Here is a 14,742-nt window from a genome sequence, read left to right on the forward strand (position 1 = left end):
GGGGGCGGGTGGCTGCGGGCGGTCGGTCGCGGGCGGGGCGGGTGGCCCTGGTCGGGTCGGTGCGGGTGGTGGGGCGGTCGGCCCGCGTCGGGGGGAGGCGGCGGGGCGCTGCGCGGCGCGTGCGGCGGGGCGGTCAGTCGCGGGCGGGGCGGTAGCCGCTGTACGTGCCGTAGTCGGCGTACGAGGGGTGCTGCGCCCCGGCGTACGGGTCGTCGGCGCCTTCGAGGTCCTCGGGGAGCAGGCTCCAGACGATGAGGTCGGTCCTGGTGTCGGTCCAGGTGCCGTCCTCCGTCTGGACGCGGGCTATCCAGGCGTTGCGCAGGACGCCCTCGCTGACGCAGCCGATCTTCTGGGCGACTTGCTGGGAGGCGGTGTTCCCGGCGGCGGTGCGCAGTTCGAGGCGTTCGAAGCGCTGCTCGCGGAAGAGCCAGCGGGCGACGGCGAGCACGGACTCGGTGGCGTAGCCCTCCCCGCGCGCCCAGGGCGCGGTGATGTAGGCGATCTCGGTGGAGCGGGCCCGCCAGTCGGTGTGCCGGAGGCGGACGGTGCCGACGAGGCGCTGGGTGAGGAACTCGGTGACGGCCAGGGCGAGTCCGCGGCCGCTGGTGCGTTCGGCCGGGGCGGTGCGGTGGACCCAGGCGTCGGCGTGGGCGGCGGTGTACGGGTGGGGGGCGGAGGTCCAGGCGACGACGAGCTCGTCGTTCATCATCTCGATGTGGGCGGGGATGTCCGTGTCGTCGTAGGGGCGCAGCACCAACCGTTCCGTGCTGATGGAGATGTCCGGAAAGGTGGTGGTCATGCGCAACTCCATGCCGTTGGGCGGGGACTGGTGGTGAGGGGCCGTGAACGACCAGCATGCAGCATGAGCGGCCCGGCGTGCAGGGTGGGACGGGAAGGGCCCCGCGCACCGGATGGTGTGCGGGGCCCTTGGCGGGTCCGGGGTGGCGCGGGGGGCCGCCGGTGCTACTTCGCGGCGCCGAAGGCGGCGACGACGGAGCCCTTGTAGGTGTCCTCGATGTACTTCTTGACCTCGGGCGAGTTGAGGAGGCCGGCGAGCTTCTTCACCCGCGGGTCGTCCTCGTTGCCGGCCTTGACGGCGAGGAAGTTGGCGTACGGGTTGCCCTCGGACTTCTCCAGGGCGATGGCGTCCTTCGCGGGCGTGAGCTTGGCCTCGATGGCGTAGTTGCCGTTGATGACGGCCGCGTCGACGTCGGTCAGGGCGCGCGGCACGGTGGCCGCCTCCAGCTCCTTGAACTCCAGGCCCTTCTTGTCGGTGATGTCGGAGAGCTTGGCGTCGGCGCCGACACCGGACTTGAGGGTGATCAGGCCGTTGTCGGCGAGGAGCTTGAGGGCGCGGCCCTCGTTGGTGGTGTCGTTGGGGACGGCGACGGTGTGGCCGGGCTTGATGTCCTTGAGGGACTTCAGCTTCTGGGAGTAGAGGCCGAGCGGCTCCAGGTGGACGTTGACCACGGGGACGATGGTGGTCTTGTTCTTCTTGTTGAAGTCGTCCAGGTACGGCTTGTGCTGGAAGTAGTTGGCGTCGGCCTGGCCGTCCTGCGTGGCGGTGTTGGGCAGGACGTAGTCGGTGAACTCCCTGACCTCCAGCTTGAGGCCGGCCTTCTCGGCGAGGTTGTCCTTGACGAAGGTGAGGATGTCGGCGTGCGGCGTGGGGGACGCGGCGACGACGAGCGGCTTGGACGCCTGGTCGCCCGAGCCCGAGCCGGAGGCGGCCGGGTCGGAGGCCGTGCCGCAGGCGGTGAGGCCGACGGCGAGGGCGGTGATGCCGGCGAACGTGGCGATGGTCTTGAGGTTGTTACGCACGAAGAGTGCCTCTTTCTGGTGGTGCGGATGACGCCCGGACAAGGAGTGCGGGCTCTTTCTTCGGTGGCGAGCGCAAGGGTCGCGCGAAGTCTTCGGGGGTGCGCCGGCCGGCTCGGGGGCCGTTCGGCGCGGTCGGGCCGGCGGTGGTGCCGGTCGGTGCCGGTCGGTGTCGGTCGGCGGGGATCGGTCGGTGCCGGTCGCCGGGGGCGGGTCAGGACGTGGTGCGGCCCCGGCGGGCGAGGAGTCGTACGGCGCCGTCGCCGATGAGCTGCACGACGGAGACGACGACGATCAGGATCGCCACGGTGACCAGCATGAACGTGGTGTCGAACCGCTGGTAGCCGTAGGTGATGGCCTTGGAGCCGAGGCCCTCGCCGCCGACCGCGCCGGCCATGGCCGAGTAGCCGATGAGGACGATCACGGTGGTGGTGACGGCGGAGACCAGCGACGGCAGGGCCTGCGGGAGGAGCACCTTGCGGATGATCGTGGGGATGGAGCCGCCCATGGACTGGACGGCTTCGACGAGGCCGTGGTCGACCTCGCGCACGGCGGTCTCCACCAGGCGCGCGAAGAAGGGGATCGCGCCGACGGCGAGGGGGACGATCATCGCGGTGGGGCCGATGAAGGTGCCGACGACGAGCTTGGTGAACGGGATCAGCGCGATCAGCAGGATGATGAACGGCAGCGAGCGCCCGATGTTCACGATGACCCCGACGACCTTGTTGACGGCCGTGTTCTGGAGCAGGCCGCCCTTGTCGGTGAGGACGAGCAGCAGGCCGAGCGGCAGTCCGCCGAGTACGGAGACGACCGTGGCCCACAGGACCATGTAGAGGGTGTCGAGGGTGCCCTGGGTGAGCAGGGGCTGCATCTCCGACCAGGTCACTTGGCGGTCTCCTTGGCGAGCGGCGTACCGGTGGTCCCGGACGTACCGGTGGTTTCGGCGGTCCCATCGGCGGCGCCGGGACCGGTCGCCACGCCGTCCGCGGCGGAGGCGGGCGCCGGCGCGGCCGCGGTCTCGGGGTCCACGACGGTGACCTGGAGGCCCTGTTCGCGCAGGAAGCCGACGGGGACGACGTTGTCGTCGTAGCGCCCAGGCAGTTCGATGCGCATCCGGCCGATCTGCTTGCCGCCGACGGTGTCCATGGCCGCGCCCAGGATCGATATGTCGACGTTGTAGGTGCGGGCCAGCTGGGAGATGACCGGCCGGGTCGCCGCCTCGCCGTGGAAGGTGACGTCGACGACGGTGCTGTCCGGGCCGGTGGGGTGGCCGCCGACCGGGAAGAGCTCACCGGCGAGTTCGGAGCCGGGGGTGGCGAGGAGCTCGGCGACCGTACCGGACTCCACGACGCGGCCCTTGCGCATCAGCGCGGCGGAGTCGCAGACCGTCTTGACGACGTCCATCTCGTGGGTGATGAGGAGGACGGTCAGGCCGAGCTGCCGGTTGAGGTCGCGCAGCAGCTGGAGGATGGAGCGGGTGGTCTCCGGGTCGAGGGCGCTGGTCGCCTCGTCGGACAGGAGCACCTTGGGGTTGCCGGCGAGGGCGCGGGCGATGCCGACGCGCTGCTTCTGGCCACCGGAGAGCTGGCCGGGGTACGCCTTGGCCTTGTCGGCGAGCCCGACGAGGTCGAGGAGCTCCAGGGCGCGGCGGGCGCGCTCGGCCCCGGAGACGCCGAGGATCTCCAGGGGCAGTTCGACGTTGTCCTGGACGGTGCGCGAGGACAGCAGGTTGAAGTGCTGGAAGACCATGCCGATGCGGCTGCGGGCGCGGCGCAGGTCCTTGCCTGCGCGCCGGCCGCGGCCGGCGAGGGCGGTGAGGTCGGTGCCGTCGACCGTCACGGTGCCGGACGTGGGGCGTTCCAGGAGGTTGACGCAGCGGATAAGGGAGGACTTGCCGGCGCCGCTCTGGCCGATGACGCCGAACACCTCGCCTTCGCGGACGTGCAGGTCGACGCCGTCCAGAGCGGTGACCTGGCGGCCGCGCGACTCGTAGACCTTGGTCAGGCCCTTGGTGGTGATCACAGGGATTTCCGTCACTGTCGAGTGCACGGCGCGGTGTCCGCCGGGCACGGGGCATTCGTCATTCCGACGCGCGGCACGGCTGCCAGGGGGAGGCGTGCGCGCGGGCGGGCACGGTCCGCGGTCACTTCCACGCGGACGCGGCCGACTGCTCTGCCGTCGGGTCTCGCTTCGGGGCGCGAGGCTCGTCAGGGGCCCTCTAGAAGGCGCACATTCGACACATACAACGAGCACCGGGCGTCGTCATCGCCTCGGTCGCAAGGATGCGGGTGCTCGTCGTGGTCATGGCGCCAGTAAAGCAGACCGGTCCCGCGAACCCCTCAAGCTGTCCGAATAGCGGACGCCGAGGGGGCGGAATATGGACGTCCAGGTCTCGGCGCGAGGAGCGGTCCGGACCGGCTCACCCACTCTGGCCTGCGCGGACGCCTCTGGCGACCCGAGGGGACGGGGCGCACCCCTGGGCGCCGGTCGGCGCCGACTGTGGTCAAGACCACTCGTACGCCGCGCGGGGCGCGGGGCCCGGCGCGCGGTGCGGCGCAGGGGCCGGGGCCCGGTGAGGCGCGGGGGCGGGCGCGGCGGGGGTTTTCGTCCGTAATAGTCTCGGCCCATGCTCAACGCCCTCACCCTCACGGTGTCCCTCGCCGCGCTGGCCCTCGCCGGGTGGTGCGGGTTCGCCGCGTACCGGGACCAGCCGACCAAGGACTGGCACTTCATCGGCATGGCCGTGGTGTCCGTGCTGGCCCTGGCCCAGCTGGTGGTCGGCGTGGTGCGGCTGGCGCAGGGCGGCGAGCCCGACGAGGGCACCGTGATCTTCGTTGCGTATCTGCTGGGGGCGCTGCTCTCCGTTCCGGCCGCCGGCTTCATGTCGCTGGTGGAGCGGAGCCGGTGGGGCTCGGCGACGGTCGCCGCGGGCGCGCTGCTCCTGGCCGTGCTGGAGGTACGCCTCCACGACATCTGGTGGAAGGGCTGAGATGACCGCCGATCAGCTGGTCAAGGGACCCGGCATGCTGCTGGTGTGGCTGTACGGGGTGATGTCGGTCGGCGCGGTGTCGCGCTCCGTGTACGAGATCGCGACCAGGTTCGATGAGGCGCCGCTGCCGTACGCGCTGTCCGCGGTGGCGGCGGTCGTCTACGTGTTCATCACCTACACGCTGGTGCGCGGCGGCGAGACGGCCCGCAGGGCGGCGTTCGCGTGCTGCGCCGCCGAGCTGGTGGGCGTGCTCACCGTCGGCACGTGGACGGTCCTCGACCCGGCGGCGTTCCCCGACTCCACGGTGTGGTCGCAGTTCGGCTACGGCTATGTGTTCATCCCGGTCCTGTTGCCGGTGACCGGGATGATGTGGCTGCGCCGTGCCCGCCGGGCCGCGCCGGTCTCGTCGTAGCCGGCCCGCTTAGGGCCTGTCTTTCGGGTCAGCCCGACTCCGTGGCGCGGTGTCTTTGCCTGTGGGTGAGCGGGGCATGGTGCGCGCGGATGCAAGGCGGAGGAGGGAGCCATTGCGGAGCACTGGCGACCGACGACAACGCCGCAGACGTGCGTGCCAGGCCCCGCGGCCCCGGGAAGATCCGAAAGACAGGCCCTAGGCGGCCTTCTCCAGGGTGACGACCGTGAGGCGGGGGTTGATCCGTTCGGTGCCCACCGTCTCGTAGCCCTTGCGGCGGTACAGGCGCAGATTGCCGTCGCTGCGGTGGCCGGTGAACAGCCGGAAGCGCTTGGCGGCCGGGCCGGTGTCGCGGGCGAAGTGCTGCTCGATCGCGTCGAGGAGGCGTCCGCCGAGGCCGTGGCCCTGCAGCCGCGGGTGGACGATGAGCTTGCCGATGCGGGCCGTGCCGGTCTCGTCGACCTCGCCGCGCACGGAGGCGACGACCTCGTCGCCGAGGCGGGCCACGAGGGCGTGGCCGCGTGCGATCTCGGCCTTCAGGTCGTCCAGCGACTGGGTGAGCGGTTCGATCGAGTAGTCGCCGTACAGCTCGGCTTCGCTCTGGTAGCAGAGGTACTGCAGCTTGAGGATGTGTTCGGCATCGTCCGCGCTTGCCGCTGAGATGGTCACGCTCATGCCCATGTGTGCATGCCTCCGGCTCACCTGATACGCCCTGTCGGTCTACCGCACCCTTCCCCGATGGGTGGGAACGGCAACCTCCGCCGTGAGCATTCTGCGCGGGCATCCCAGGCAACAAGAACGCATAAACCCCAAATGGCTCTGTGAGATAGCCAACTTCCCTGCGATTTGCTGGTGTGTGCGCTCCTTCAGCGAGGCGATCGCAGCCGGATCCGGTGCGGACCAGGCCCGTGAGGCGGCGAGGACCGGCACCGGCCCGGGGGTGACTCGGGGAGCGGCGGGGCGGTGAGGACCGGGTGGGGCACACGGCGGACGGGCCGTGTGCCCTGGACGGTTTCGGGCCGAGGGCCGGACCGCCGCGGACCCCTGCGGACCGCTCCGGGGCAGCCGGTGCGGTCGGTCCCGGCCGGCCGGCCGGCCCGGCCCCTCGGATCGGCCGGCCCGGCCCGTCAGCCGGCGCGGGTGCTGCGGCTCAGCGGGCGCGGTGGTCGGCGGCCGCGAGCAGGGCCGTGTCCGGGTGGTCGGTGAAGATGCCGTCGATGCCGGTGGCGAAGTACGCCCGGTACGCGCCGAAGACGTCGCCGTACGCGTTCGGGTCCGTGCCGCGACGGAAGTCGGCGGGCAGGAAGCTGTTCTCGTTGCGCAGGGTGTACGGGTGGAGGACCAGGCCCCGGGCGTGCGCGTCGCGCACGAGGGTGGTCGGCTCGCCCAGCCTGCCGTCGGGGCGCTTGGGGATGACCAGGTCCAGGAGCGGGCCGATGCCCTGGGCGTACGAGGCGATCCAGTCCAGGCCGCGCGGGGTGACCAGGTCGGCGACGGTGCGCGGGTCCCCGGCCTCCACGAAGTCGTACGGGCGGTCGTCGGGCGTCCACAGCAGCACCACGCGCGGGGTGTCCACCAGCCGCGCCATCCGCCGCATGCTGGTCGGCTCGAAGGACTGCAGGAACGTGGGCGAGTCGGCGCGGTGGCGGCCGTAGCGGCGCAGCAGCTTGGCGAGGCGCTCCTCCAGGCCGAGGCCGAGCTTGCGGAAGTACGTGGGGTGCTTGGTCTCGACGTGCAGCCACACCGGCTGCCCGCGGCGGCGGCCCTCCTTCTCGGCCCAGCGCAGCACCTCCTCGAAGCTGGGGACCGTCCAGCGGCCGTCGTACAGGGTGTTGTTCCCTCGCGTGCCCGGGATGCGCTCCTTGGCGCGGAGGGTCTTCAGCTCGGCGAGGGTGAAGTCCTCGGTGAACCAGCCGGTGATGGCCGTGCCGTCGACCGTCTTGGTGGTGCGGCGGGAGGCGAACTCGGGGTGGTCGGCGACGTCCGTGGTGCCGGAGATGTCGTTCTCGTGACGGCACACCAGATGGCCGTCGCGGGTGGGCACGAGGTCCTGCTCGATGACGTGGGCGCCCATGTCGAGGGCGAGCTGGTAGGAGCCGATGGTGTGCTCGGGGCGGTAGCCGCTGGCGCCCCGGTGGGCGATGACCGTCGGGACGGGCAGGCCCCGGTGGGCGCCGCCGCGGGCCGCGGCCGTCCCCGCCTCGGGGCTCCGGCCGGCGGGGGCCGCGGTGGCGGTGGCCGCACCGGCGGCGGAGACCGCGGCGGCCGCGGTGGTGAGGGCCGCCGCTCCCAGTACGGTCCGGCGGGCGGGACTCCTGCGCGCACCCTGAGTCATGAAGGCTCCTCCACTGAACGTGTCTTCGGTTTTCGGCCTGTCGGGCGCGGCCGATCGTAGGGGTGTTCGCCCTCGCTCCGGCAGACCTCGGGCGAACGGGCGGAAAACGCGGGTCAACGTCGCGTATCGACTCGGTCAACCCGATGTGCGGCCGGGGGTGACCCGCGAGTATGGTCCTCACCTGCCCAGACTTCGTCGGCCGTGTCAGGATCGCGACCGCTCAACGCCCCGGAGGACTCGTTGTCCCGCTTCGCGCTCATCAAGTCAGTGATCGGCCCGGTCATGCGGCTGATGTTCCGCATGCGGGTGGAGGGCGCCGAGAAGATCCCCGGAACGGGGCCGGTCATCCTGGCGGGCAACCACCTCACGTTCATCGACTCCATGATCCTGCCGCTGGTGGTGGACCGCCAGGTCTTCTTCATCGGCAAGGACGAGTACGTCACGGGCAAGGGCCTGAAGGGCCGGCTCATGGCGTGGTTCTTCACCGGCGTCGGCATGATCCCGGTGCAGCGGGACGGGGCGGGCGCCGCCGTGGCCGCGCTGCACACCGGCCGCCGCGTGCTGGAGGAGGGCAAGGTCTTCGGCATCTACCCGGAGGGCACCCGCTCCCCCGACGGGCGGCTGTACCGGGGCCGTACGGGCATCGCGCGGCTGACGCTGATGACGGGAGCGCCGGTGGTGCCGTTCGCGCTGATCGGCACGGACAAGCTGCAGCCGGGCGGGGCGGGGCTGCCCCGGCCGGGCCGGGTGACGGTGCGCTTCGGCGAGCCGATGGAGTTCTCCCGCTACGAGGGCATGGACCGCGACCGGTATGTGCTGCGGGCGGTGACGGACTCCGTGATGGCGGAGGTCATGCGGCTGTCGGGGCAGGAGTACGTGGACATGTACGCCACGAAGGCCAAGGCGGCCTGAGCCGGCCGGCTTCGGACCGTACGCGAAGGGCCGCGCCCCCCCCGGGGGGGCGCGGCCCTTCGCATTGCGCCAGCGGCGACGGCCCGGCGCGCGGCTCGACTCCGGCCGTGCGGTCCGACGGCTGCCGTACGGCTCGACGGCCGGTCCTACGGCTCGACGCCCGTCCTACGGCTCGACGCCCGTCCTACGGCTCGACGCCCGTCCTACGGCTCGATGCCCGGTCCTGCGCTGCGCGCCGCGTCGCTCACGGGTGTCCGGCGTCGTGCTCGGGCTTCCGGCCGCCTTCCAGCCGCTGGCCGCGCAGCAGGAGCCAGGCCGCGGCGGCCGTCACCAGGAGGACGGTCGCGCCGACGGACGCGGCGATGCGCAGGCCGTCCACGAAGGCGTACTGCGCGGCGGTGACGAGCGCGTCGGCGGATCGTTCCGGCAGCGCGGACGCCGCCTCGACGGCGCCGCCCAGCGACTCGTGCGCGGCGGCGGCCGCCTCGGCGGGGACGCCGCCCGGGGTGGGGAAGTCCCGGTAGACGCCGGTCACGATGGAGCCGAGCAGGGCGATGCCGAGCGCCGCGCCGAGTTCGTACGCGGTCTCGGAGACGGCGGAGGCGGCGCCCGCCTGCTCCTTGGGCACGCTCGACAGGATGACGTCGGCGGTGACGGTGAACGCCAGGCCCGCGCCGAGGCCGACGACGAGCAGCGATGCGCCCAGCACGGGGTAGCCGGTGTGCGGGTCCAGTACGGTCAGCGCCGCCAGGGCGAGGCCCACCGCGGCGAGCCCGCCGGAGACCACCGACCGTACGGAGAACCGCCGGGCGGCGGCGCCCGCGACCAGGCCCGCGCCCACGGCGCCCAGTGCGGCGGGCAGTTCGGCGAGGCCGGCCTGCAACGGGCTGCGGCCCTGCACCAGTTGGAGGAACTGGGACAGGAAGAAGATCAGCCCGGCCAGCCCCAGGATGGTCAGCAGGTCCGCGAGGACGGCGCCGGAGAAGCCCCGGTGGCGGAACAGCCGCATGTCGAGCAGCGGTTCCGGGAGCCTGAGCTGGCGGCGTACGAACGCGAAGAGCGCGGCCACGCCGACGGCGGCGGCGGCGAACACGTCGGGGCGGGCGCCGTGCGCGGCGGCCTCCTTCACCGCGTAGACGACGCCGATCATGCCGACCAGGGAGAGGGCGACGCTCGGCAGGTCCCACGGGCCGGGTGCCGGGTTCTTCGACTCGGGGATGAGCCGGATGCCGACGACGACGAGCACGGCCATCACGGGCAGGTTGATCAGGAAGACCGAGCCCCACCAGAAGTGCTCCAGCAGCACACCGCCGACGACCGGGCCGACGGCGGCGCCGGCCGAGGCCATGGCGCCCCAGACGCCGATGGCGAGGCTGCGCTCGCGCGGGTCGTGGAAGAGGTTGCGGATCAGGGCGAGGGTGGACGGCATGAGCGTCGCGCCCGCCACACCGAGCAGGGCGCGCGCGGCGATCATCATCTCGGGCGTGGTGGCGTACGCGTTGAGGACGGACACCGCGCCGAACGCGGTCGCGCCGGTGAGCAGCAGCTTCTTGCGGCCGATGCGGTCGCCGAGGCCGCCCATCGAGACCAGGAGGCCCGCGATGACGAACGAGTAGACGTCGCCGATCCACAGCAGCTGGGTGCCGGACGGCTTGAGGTCCTCGCTCAGATAGGGGGTGGCCAGGCCGAGCACGGTGGCGTCGACGGCCACCAGCAGCACGGCCAGGGCCAGGACGGCGAGCGCCAGCCAGCGGCCGGGCCTGCGGACGGTCTCGGTGTCGTGCGCCGACGGTACGGAGGGGGTCATCGTTCCACGCTCCTGCGGGCTCCGCCGAGCAGCAGCTCGACGACCATGTACTGGAAGTCCTTGCCCGCGACCCGGCCGTCCTGGACGGCCCAGGCGCAGGCGCCGACGAGGCTGTAGAACGCCTCGGTCAGCCAGGCGGGGGTCAGGTCGAACCGGAACTCGCCGCGTTCCTGGCCGCGCCGGAACAGGGCGGAGACGCGGGCGTCGAGCCGGGCCCAGCCCTCGTTGACCTCGCCTTCGAACAGCTGGTTCTCACTGACCAGGAAGGACAGGAGGCCGGCGACGCCCTCCGACTCGGCGACCAGTCTGCGTAGCGCCTCCTCGGCGGTGCCCTCGTCCAGGCGGGCGGCGTCCAAGGCGGCCTCGAACGTCCGGATGCCGAGGTCCTCCAGCGCTCTGACCAGGGCGTCCCGCCCGGCGAAGTGCCGGTGCAGGGTCGCGCGGCCGATCCCGGCGGCGCGGGCGACCTCGTCCATGGTGGCGGTCGCCTTCCGCGACAGGAGCGCGGCGGCGGCACGCAGTACTTGGTCTCGATCCACACTCATGAGACAACCATAACCTGCATGAGACAAGGATGTCTCATACGGAATGTCTGCGGCTCGCGCATGACCCTCCCGACATGACGAAAGGCCCCCATAAGGGGGCCTTCCGCTTCAGACCGGGAGGGTTCAGTTCTTCTTCGCGTCCGCCCAGGCGTGCTGGATGACCAGGTCCGCCTTCAGCTCGGCCAGCTGGGTGGCCACCGCCGAGGGGGCCGTACCGCCCCGCCCGTCGCGGGACGCGAGGGCGCCGGGCACGTTGAGGACCGTGCGGACCTCGGGCGTCAGATGCTCGGAGATCTTCGCGAACTGCTCGTCCGTGAGGTCGTCCAGCTCCTTGCCCTCCGCCTCGGCCGCCTTGACGCACTCCCCCGCGACCTCGTGCGCGACCCGGAACGGCACGCCGCGCCTGACCAGCCACTCGGCGATGTCCGTCGCCAGCGAGAACCCGGCCGGGGCGAGCTCCTCCATCCGCTCCCGGTGGACCGTGAGGGTGGCCATCATGCCGGTGAAGGCGGGCAGCAGCACCTCCAGCTGGTCGCAGGAGTCGAAGACCGGCTCCTTGTCCTCCTGGAGGTCCCGGTTGTAGGCGAGGGGCAGCGCCTTCAGCGTCGCCAGCAGGCCCGTCAGATTGCCGATGAGGCGGCCGGACTTGCCGCGCGCCAGCTCCGCGATGTCCGGGTTCTTCTTCTGCGGCATGATCGAGGAGCCGGTGGAGAAGGCGTCGTGGAGGGTCACGAAGGAGAACTCCTTCGTGTTCCAGATGATGACCTCCTCCGCGATGCGGGACAGGTTCACCCCGATCATCGCCGTGATGAAGGCGAACTCCGCGACGAAGTCCCGCGACGCCGTGCCGTCGATGGAGTTGCCCGCGCTGCCGTTCTCGAAGCCCAGGTCACGCGCCACCGCCTCCGGGTCGAGCCCGAGGGACGAGCCCGCGAGCGCCCCGGAGCCGTACGGGGAGACCGCCGTGCGCTTGTCCCACTGGCGCAGCCGCTCGGCGTCCCGCGACAGGGCCTGGACATGGGCGAGGACATGGTGGGCGAACAGCACCGGCTGGGCGTGCTGGAGGTGCGTACGGCCCGGCATCGCGACGTCCGGGTGCGCCTCGGCGAGGCCCACGAGGGCGTCCTGCAGGTCGGCGAGGAGGCCGCCGATGATCCGGGCGTGGTCGCGCAGGTACATCCGGAACAGCGTGGCGACCTGGTCGTTGCGGGACCGGCCCGCGCGGAGCTTGCCGCCCAGCTCGGGGCCGAGCCGCTCCAGCAGGCCGCGCTCCAGGGCGGTGTGGACGTCCTCGTCGGCGATGGTGCCGGTGAAGGCGCCGGAGGCGACGTCCCGCTCCAGCTCGTCCAGGCCGGCGAGCATCCGGGTCAGCTCGTCCTCGGTGAGCAGCCCGGCCCGGTGCAGGACGCGCGCGTGGGCACGGGAGCCCGCGATGTCGTAGGGGGCGAGCCGCCAGTCGAAGTGGACGGACGCGGAGAGTTTCGCCAGCGCCTCGGCCGGGCCGTCGGCGAACCGGCCGCCCCAGAGCCGGACGTCACCGTTGTTGCTGCTCACTGTCGTCAAGCTCCTCGGGTCCTCGGGTTCGGGTGTGGTGGTTGCGGATGCGCGTCCGCCTCCCCGCGCACGGGACGGCGGGGAGGCGGACGCGGGTGGTGCCGGTGGCGCGCCGGGCCGGGGTCCGGCCGGGACCGGGGATGCCGGTGGGCGCGGAGGGTGCCGGTGCGCTGTCGAACGAGCCTCGGTCAGGCGAGGTCACGCTTGGCGGCGATCTTCGCCGACAGGCTGAAGATGTCGATGAAGCCCTGCGCCTTGGACTGGTCGAACGTGTCGCCCGTGTCGTACGTGGCGAGGTTGAAGTCGTACAGCGACTGCTCGGAACGCCGGCCCGTGACGACCGCGCGGCCGCCGTGCAGGGTCATCCGGATGTCGCCCGTGACGTGCTGGTTGGCCTCGTCGATGAAGCCGTCCAGGGCGCGCTTGAGCGGGGAGAACCACAGGCCGTCGTAGACCAGTTCGCTCCAGCGCTGCTCGACCTGCCGCTTGTAGCGGGCGAGTTCGCGCTCGACGGTGACGTTCTCCAGCTCCTGGTGGGCGGTGATCAGCGCGATCGCGCCGGGCGCCTCGTACACCTCGCGGGACTTGATGCCGACGAGCCGGTCCTCGACCATGTCGATCCGGCCGACGCCCTGGGCGCCCGCCCGCTCGTTGAGCTGCTGGATCGCCTGGAGGACCGTGACCGGCTTGCCGTCGATGGCGACCGGCACGCCCTCCTTGAAGCTGATGACGACCTCGTCCGGCTCGCGCGGCACGGCCGGGTTGGAGGTGTAGTCGTAGATGTCCTCGATCGGCGCGTTCCAGATGTCCTCCAGGAAGCCGGTCTCGATGGCCCGGCCGAAGACGTTCTGGTCGATGGAGTACGGGGACTTCTTGCTGGTGGCGATCGGCAGGTCGGCCTTCTCGGCGAAGGCGATGGCCTTGTCGCGGGTCATCGCGTAGTCCCGGACCGGGGCGATGCACTTGAGGTCGGGGCCGAGCGCGGCGATGCCGGCCTCGAAGCGGACCTGGTCGTTGCCCTTGCCGGTGCAGCCGTGGGCGACGACGGAGGCGCCGTGCTTCTTGGCGGCGGCGACGAGGTGCTTGACGATCGTGGGCCGGGAGAGCGCCGAGACCAGCGGGTACCGGTCCATGTAGAGGGCGTTCGCCTTGATCGCCGGGAGGCAGTACTCGTCGGCGAACTCGTCCTTGGCGTCCGCGACCTCGGCCTCGACGGCACCGCAGGCGAGCGCGCGCTTGCGGATCACGTCCAGGTCCTCGCCGCCCTGGCCGACGTCCACGGCGACGGCGATGACCTCGGCGCCCGTCTCCTCGGCGATCCAGCCGATGGCGACGGAGGTGTCAAGGCCGCCCGAGTAGGCGAGTACGACGCGCTCGGTCACGGGTTTCTCCTTAGCGGTGCATTCAACGATGGGTATAACTATGCAGACCTCCGTATGTTTTGTCAACGCGGCTGGTCCTGGCCCCGCACGTAAGCCGCCGGCCTCGACGGCGAGCCGTTCAGCGGCCCGCCGAAGGCGCGGGTCAGCCGCGGCCTCGTACGGGTTCGCGGGGGGAGGGGTATGGGCGCACCCGTACGGCCGCCGGGTCTGACCCGTACGGGTCCGCTGCGGCCCCGTACGGGTTCGCCGGGGGCGCGGGAGGGCGCGGGCGCGGCTTACGGTCGGGCCATGCGCCGTCCCGCTCTCGTGCTCGCCGCCGCCCTGCTCGCCTGCGCCGCCCACTCCCCCGCTCCGGCGCTGGCCGCCGGCGCCCGCGCCGGGGAGCCGTCCCCGCCGGCCGTCGGCGGGACCGGCACGCAGCTGATCACCGCCGAGGCCCCGGGTCCGCGCGCCACGACCGGCACGGTGACCTGGTGGGAGCGGCGCGGCGGCCGGGGCTGGACCCGCGTCGGCTCGGCCCCGGCGCGGTTCGGGGCGGGCGGGCTGGTGCGCGGCGACCGGCGCCGGCAGGGCACGTCAACGACGCCGACCGGGGTGTACCGGCTGCCGTTCGCGTTCGGCATCGAGGCCGCGCCGCCCGGCACGGCGTACCCCTACCGGCGGGTGACGCGCGCCTCGTGGTGGTGCCAGGACAACGCGTCCCGCTCGTACAACCGCTGGGTGGAGCCGCTGCCGGCGGACTGCCGGGCGGCGGAGGCGGAGCACCTGATCACGTACCGGGCGCAGTACGCCCACGCCCTGGTGATCGGCTACAACTACGACCGGCCGGTGCGGGGCCGGGGCGCCGGGATCTTCCTGCACGCGAACGGGAAGGGCGCGACGGCCGGGTGCGTGTCGGTGCCCGAGGCGGCGATGGAGCGCATCCTGCGGTGGGTGCGCCCGGACGCGCGCCCGCGCATCGCGATCGGATGGGCGGGCGCCTGAGCGTCGG

General features: G+C 72.3%; 14 protein-coding genes. 4 read left to right on the top strand and 10 right to left on the bottom strand.

Going from position 1 to position 14,742, the window contains the following annotated elements:
• Positions 1-133: 133 nt before the first annotated feature.
• From ACSUPT_RS04310 to ACSUPT_RS04325, 4 genes are all read right to left on the bottom strand, one after another.
• Positions 134-799: a GNAT family N-acetyltransferase gene (locus ACSUPT_RS04310; protein ID WP_351963020.1), complete on the bottom strand. Its 666-nt coding sequence runs from the start codon at positions 797-799 to the stop codon at positions 134-136.
• Between the two features lie 164 nt (positions 800-963).
• Positions 964-1,821, bottom strand: coding sequence for a MetQ/NlpA family ABC transporter substrate-binding protein (locus ACSUPT_RS04315; RefSeq protein ID WP_351963021.1), 858 nt, complete (start codon positions 1,819-1,821; stop codon positions 964-966).
• A gap of 211 nt (positions 1,822-2,032) precedes the next feature.
• Complete coding sequence (locus tag ACSUPT_RS04320) at positions 2,033-2,704, bottom strand: methionine ABC transporter permease (RefSeq protein WP_351963022.1); 672 nt, start codon at positions 2,702-2,704, stop codon at positions 2,033-2,035.
• Positions 2,701-3,840 carry a methionine ABC transporter ATP-binding protein gene (locus tag ACSUPT_RS04325; protein WP_365726954.1) on the bottom strand — a complete coding sequence of 380 codons (1,140 nt, stop codon included), beginning with the start codon at positions 3,838-3,840 and terminating at the stop codon, positions 2,701-2,703. The genes ACSUPT_RS04320 and ACSUPT_RS04325 overlap by 4 nt, the downstream gene beginning before the upstream one ends.
• Positions 3,841-4,444: 604 nt before the next feature.
• Here ACSUPT_RS04325 and ACSUPT_RS04330 point away from each other — a divergent pair.
• Together ACSUPT_RS04330 and ACSUPT_RS04335 are read left to right on the top strand one after the other, a co-directional pair.
• The gene (locus tag ACSUPT_RS04330; RefSeq protein ID WP_351963024.1) at positions 4,445-4,807 is read left to right on the top strand and encodes a hypothetical protein; all 363 of its coding nucleotides are present in this window, start codon (positions 4,445-4,447) and stop codon (positions 4,805-4,807) included.
• A 1-nt stretch (position 4,808) separates the two neighbouring features.
• Positions 4,809-5,219: a hypothetical protein gene (locus tag ACSUPT_RS04335; protein WP_361660812.1), complete on the top strand. Its 411-nt coding sequence runs from the start codon at positions 4,809-4,811 to the stop codon at positions 5,217-5,219.
• A 195-nt stretch (positions 5,220-5,414) separates the two neighbouring features.
• On the opposite strand, the gene ACSUPT_RS04340 is transcribed toward ACSUPT_RS04335, so the two are convergent.
• Positions 5,415-5,897: a GNAT family N-acetyltransferase gene (locus ACSUPT_RS04340; protein ID WP_351963030.1), complete on the bottom strand. Its 483-nt coding sequence runs from the start codon at positions 5,895-5,897 to the stop codon at positions 5,415-5,417.
• Between the two features lie 469 nt (positions 5,898-6,366).
• Positions 6,367-7,551 (bottom strand): glycerophosphodiester phosphodiesterase, encoded by a 1,185-nt coding sequence (locus tag ACSUPT_RS04345; protein WP_436943497.1) that lies wholly within the window; start codon positions 7,549-7,551, stop codon positions 6,367-6,369.
• Between the two features lie 282 nt (positions 7,552-7,833).
• Between ACSUPT_RS04345 and ACSUPT_RS04350 the strand changes: the two genes are divergently transcribed.
• Positions 7,834-8,463, top strand: a complete 630-nt coding sequence (locus ACSUPT_RS04350; protein WP_351963226.1) for a lysophospholipid acyltransferase family protein — start codon at positions 7,834-7,836, stop codon at positions 8,461-8,463.
• A 244-nt stretch (positions 8,464-8,707) separates the two neighbouring features.
• Here ACSUPT_RS04350 and ACSUPT_RS04355 read toward each other — a convergent pair whose 3' ends face one another.
• The 4 genes from ACSUPT_RS04355 to ACSUPT_RS04370 form a co-directional block, all read right to left on the bottom strand.
• Positions 8,708-10,270, bottom strand: a complete 1,563-nt coding sequence (locus ACSUPT_RS04355) for an MFS transporter (protein ID WP_351963032.1) — start codon at positions 10,268-10,270, stop codon at positions 8,708-8,710.
• Complete coding sequence (locus ACSUPT_RS04360; RefSeq protein WP_351963033.1) at positions 10,267-10,815, bottom strand: TetR/AcrR family transcriptional regulator; 549 nt, start codon at positions 10,813-10,815, stop codon at positions 10,267-10,269. Before ACSUPT_RS04360 ends, ACSUPT_RS04355 begins: the two co-directional genes overlap by 4 nt.
• A gap of 123 nt (positions 10,816-10,938) precedes the next feature.
• Positions 10,939-12,369: an argininosuccinate lyase gene (gene argH, locus ACSUPT_RS04365; protein WP_351963034.1), complete on the bottom strand. Its 1,431-nt coding sequence runs from the start codon at positions 12,367-12,369 to the stop codon at positions 10,939-10,941.
• A 188-nt stretch (positions 12,370-12,557) separates the two neighbouring features.
• Positions 12,558-13,751 (bottom strand): argininosuccinate synthase, encoded by a 1,194-nt coding sequence (locus ACSUPT_RS04370; protein WP_351963035.1) that lies wholly within the window; start codon positions 13,749-13,751, stop codon positions 12,558-12,560.
• A 288-nt stretch (positions 13,752-14,039) separates the two neighbouring features.
• Between ACSUPT_RS04370 and ACSUPT_RS04375 the strand changes: the two genes are divergently transcribed.
• The gene (locus tag ACSUPT_RS04375) at positions 14,040-14,735 is read left to right on the top strand and encodes a L,D-transpeptidase family protein (protein WP_436943498.1); all 696 of its coding nucleotides are present in this window, start codon (positions 14,040-14,042) and stop codon (positions 14,733-14,735) included.
• Positions 14,736-14,742: the final 7 nt, after the last annotated feature.

The organism is Streptomyces sp. SudanB25_2051 (genome assembly GCF_964272635.1).
Lineage (GTDB): Bacteria > Actinomycetota > Actinomycetes > Streptomycetales > Streptomycetaceae > Streptomyces.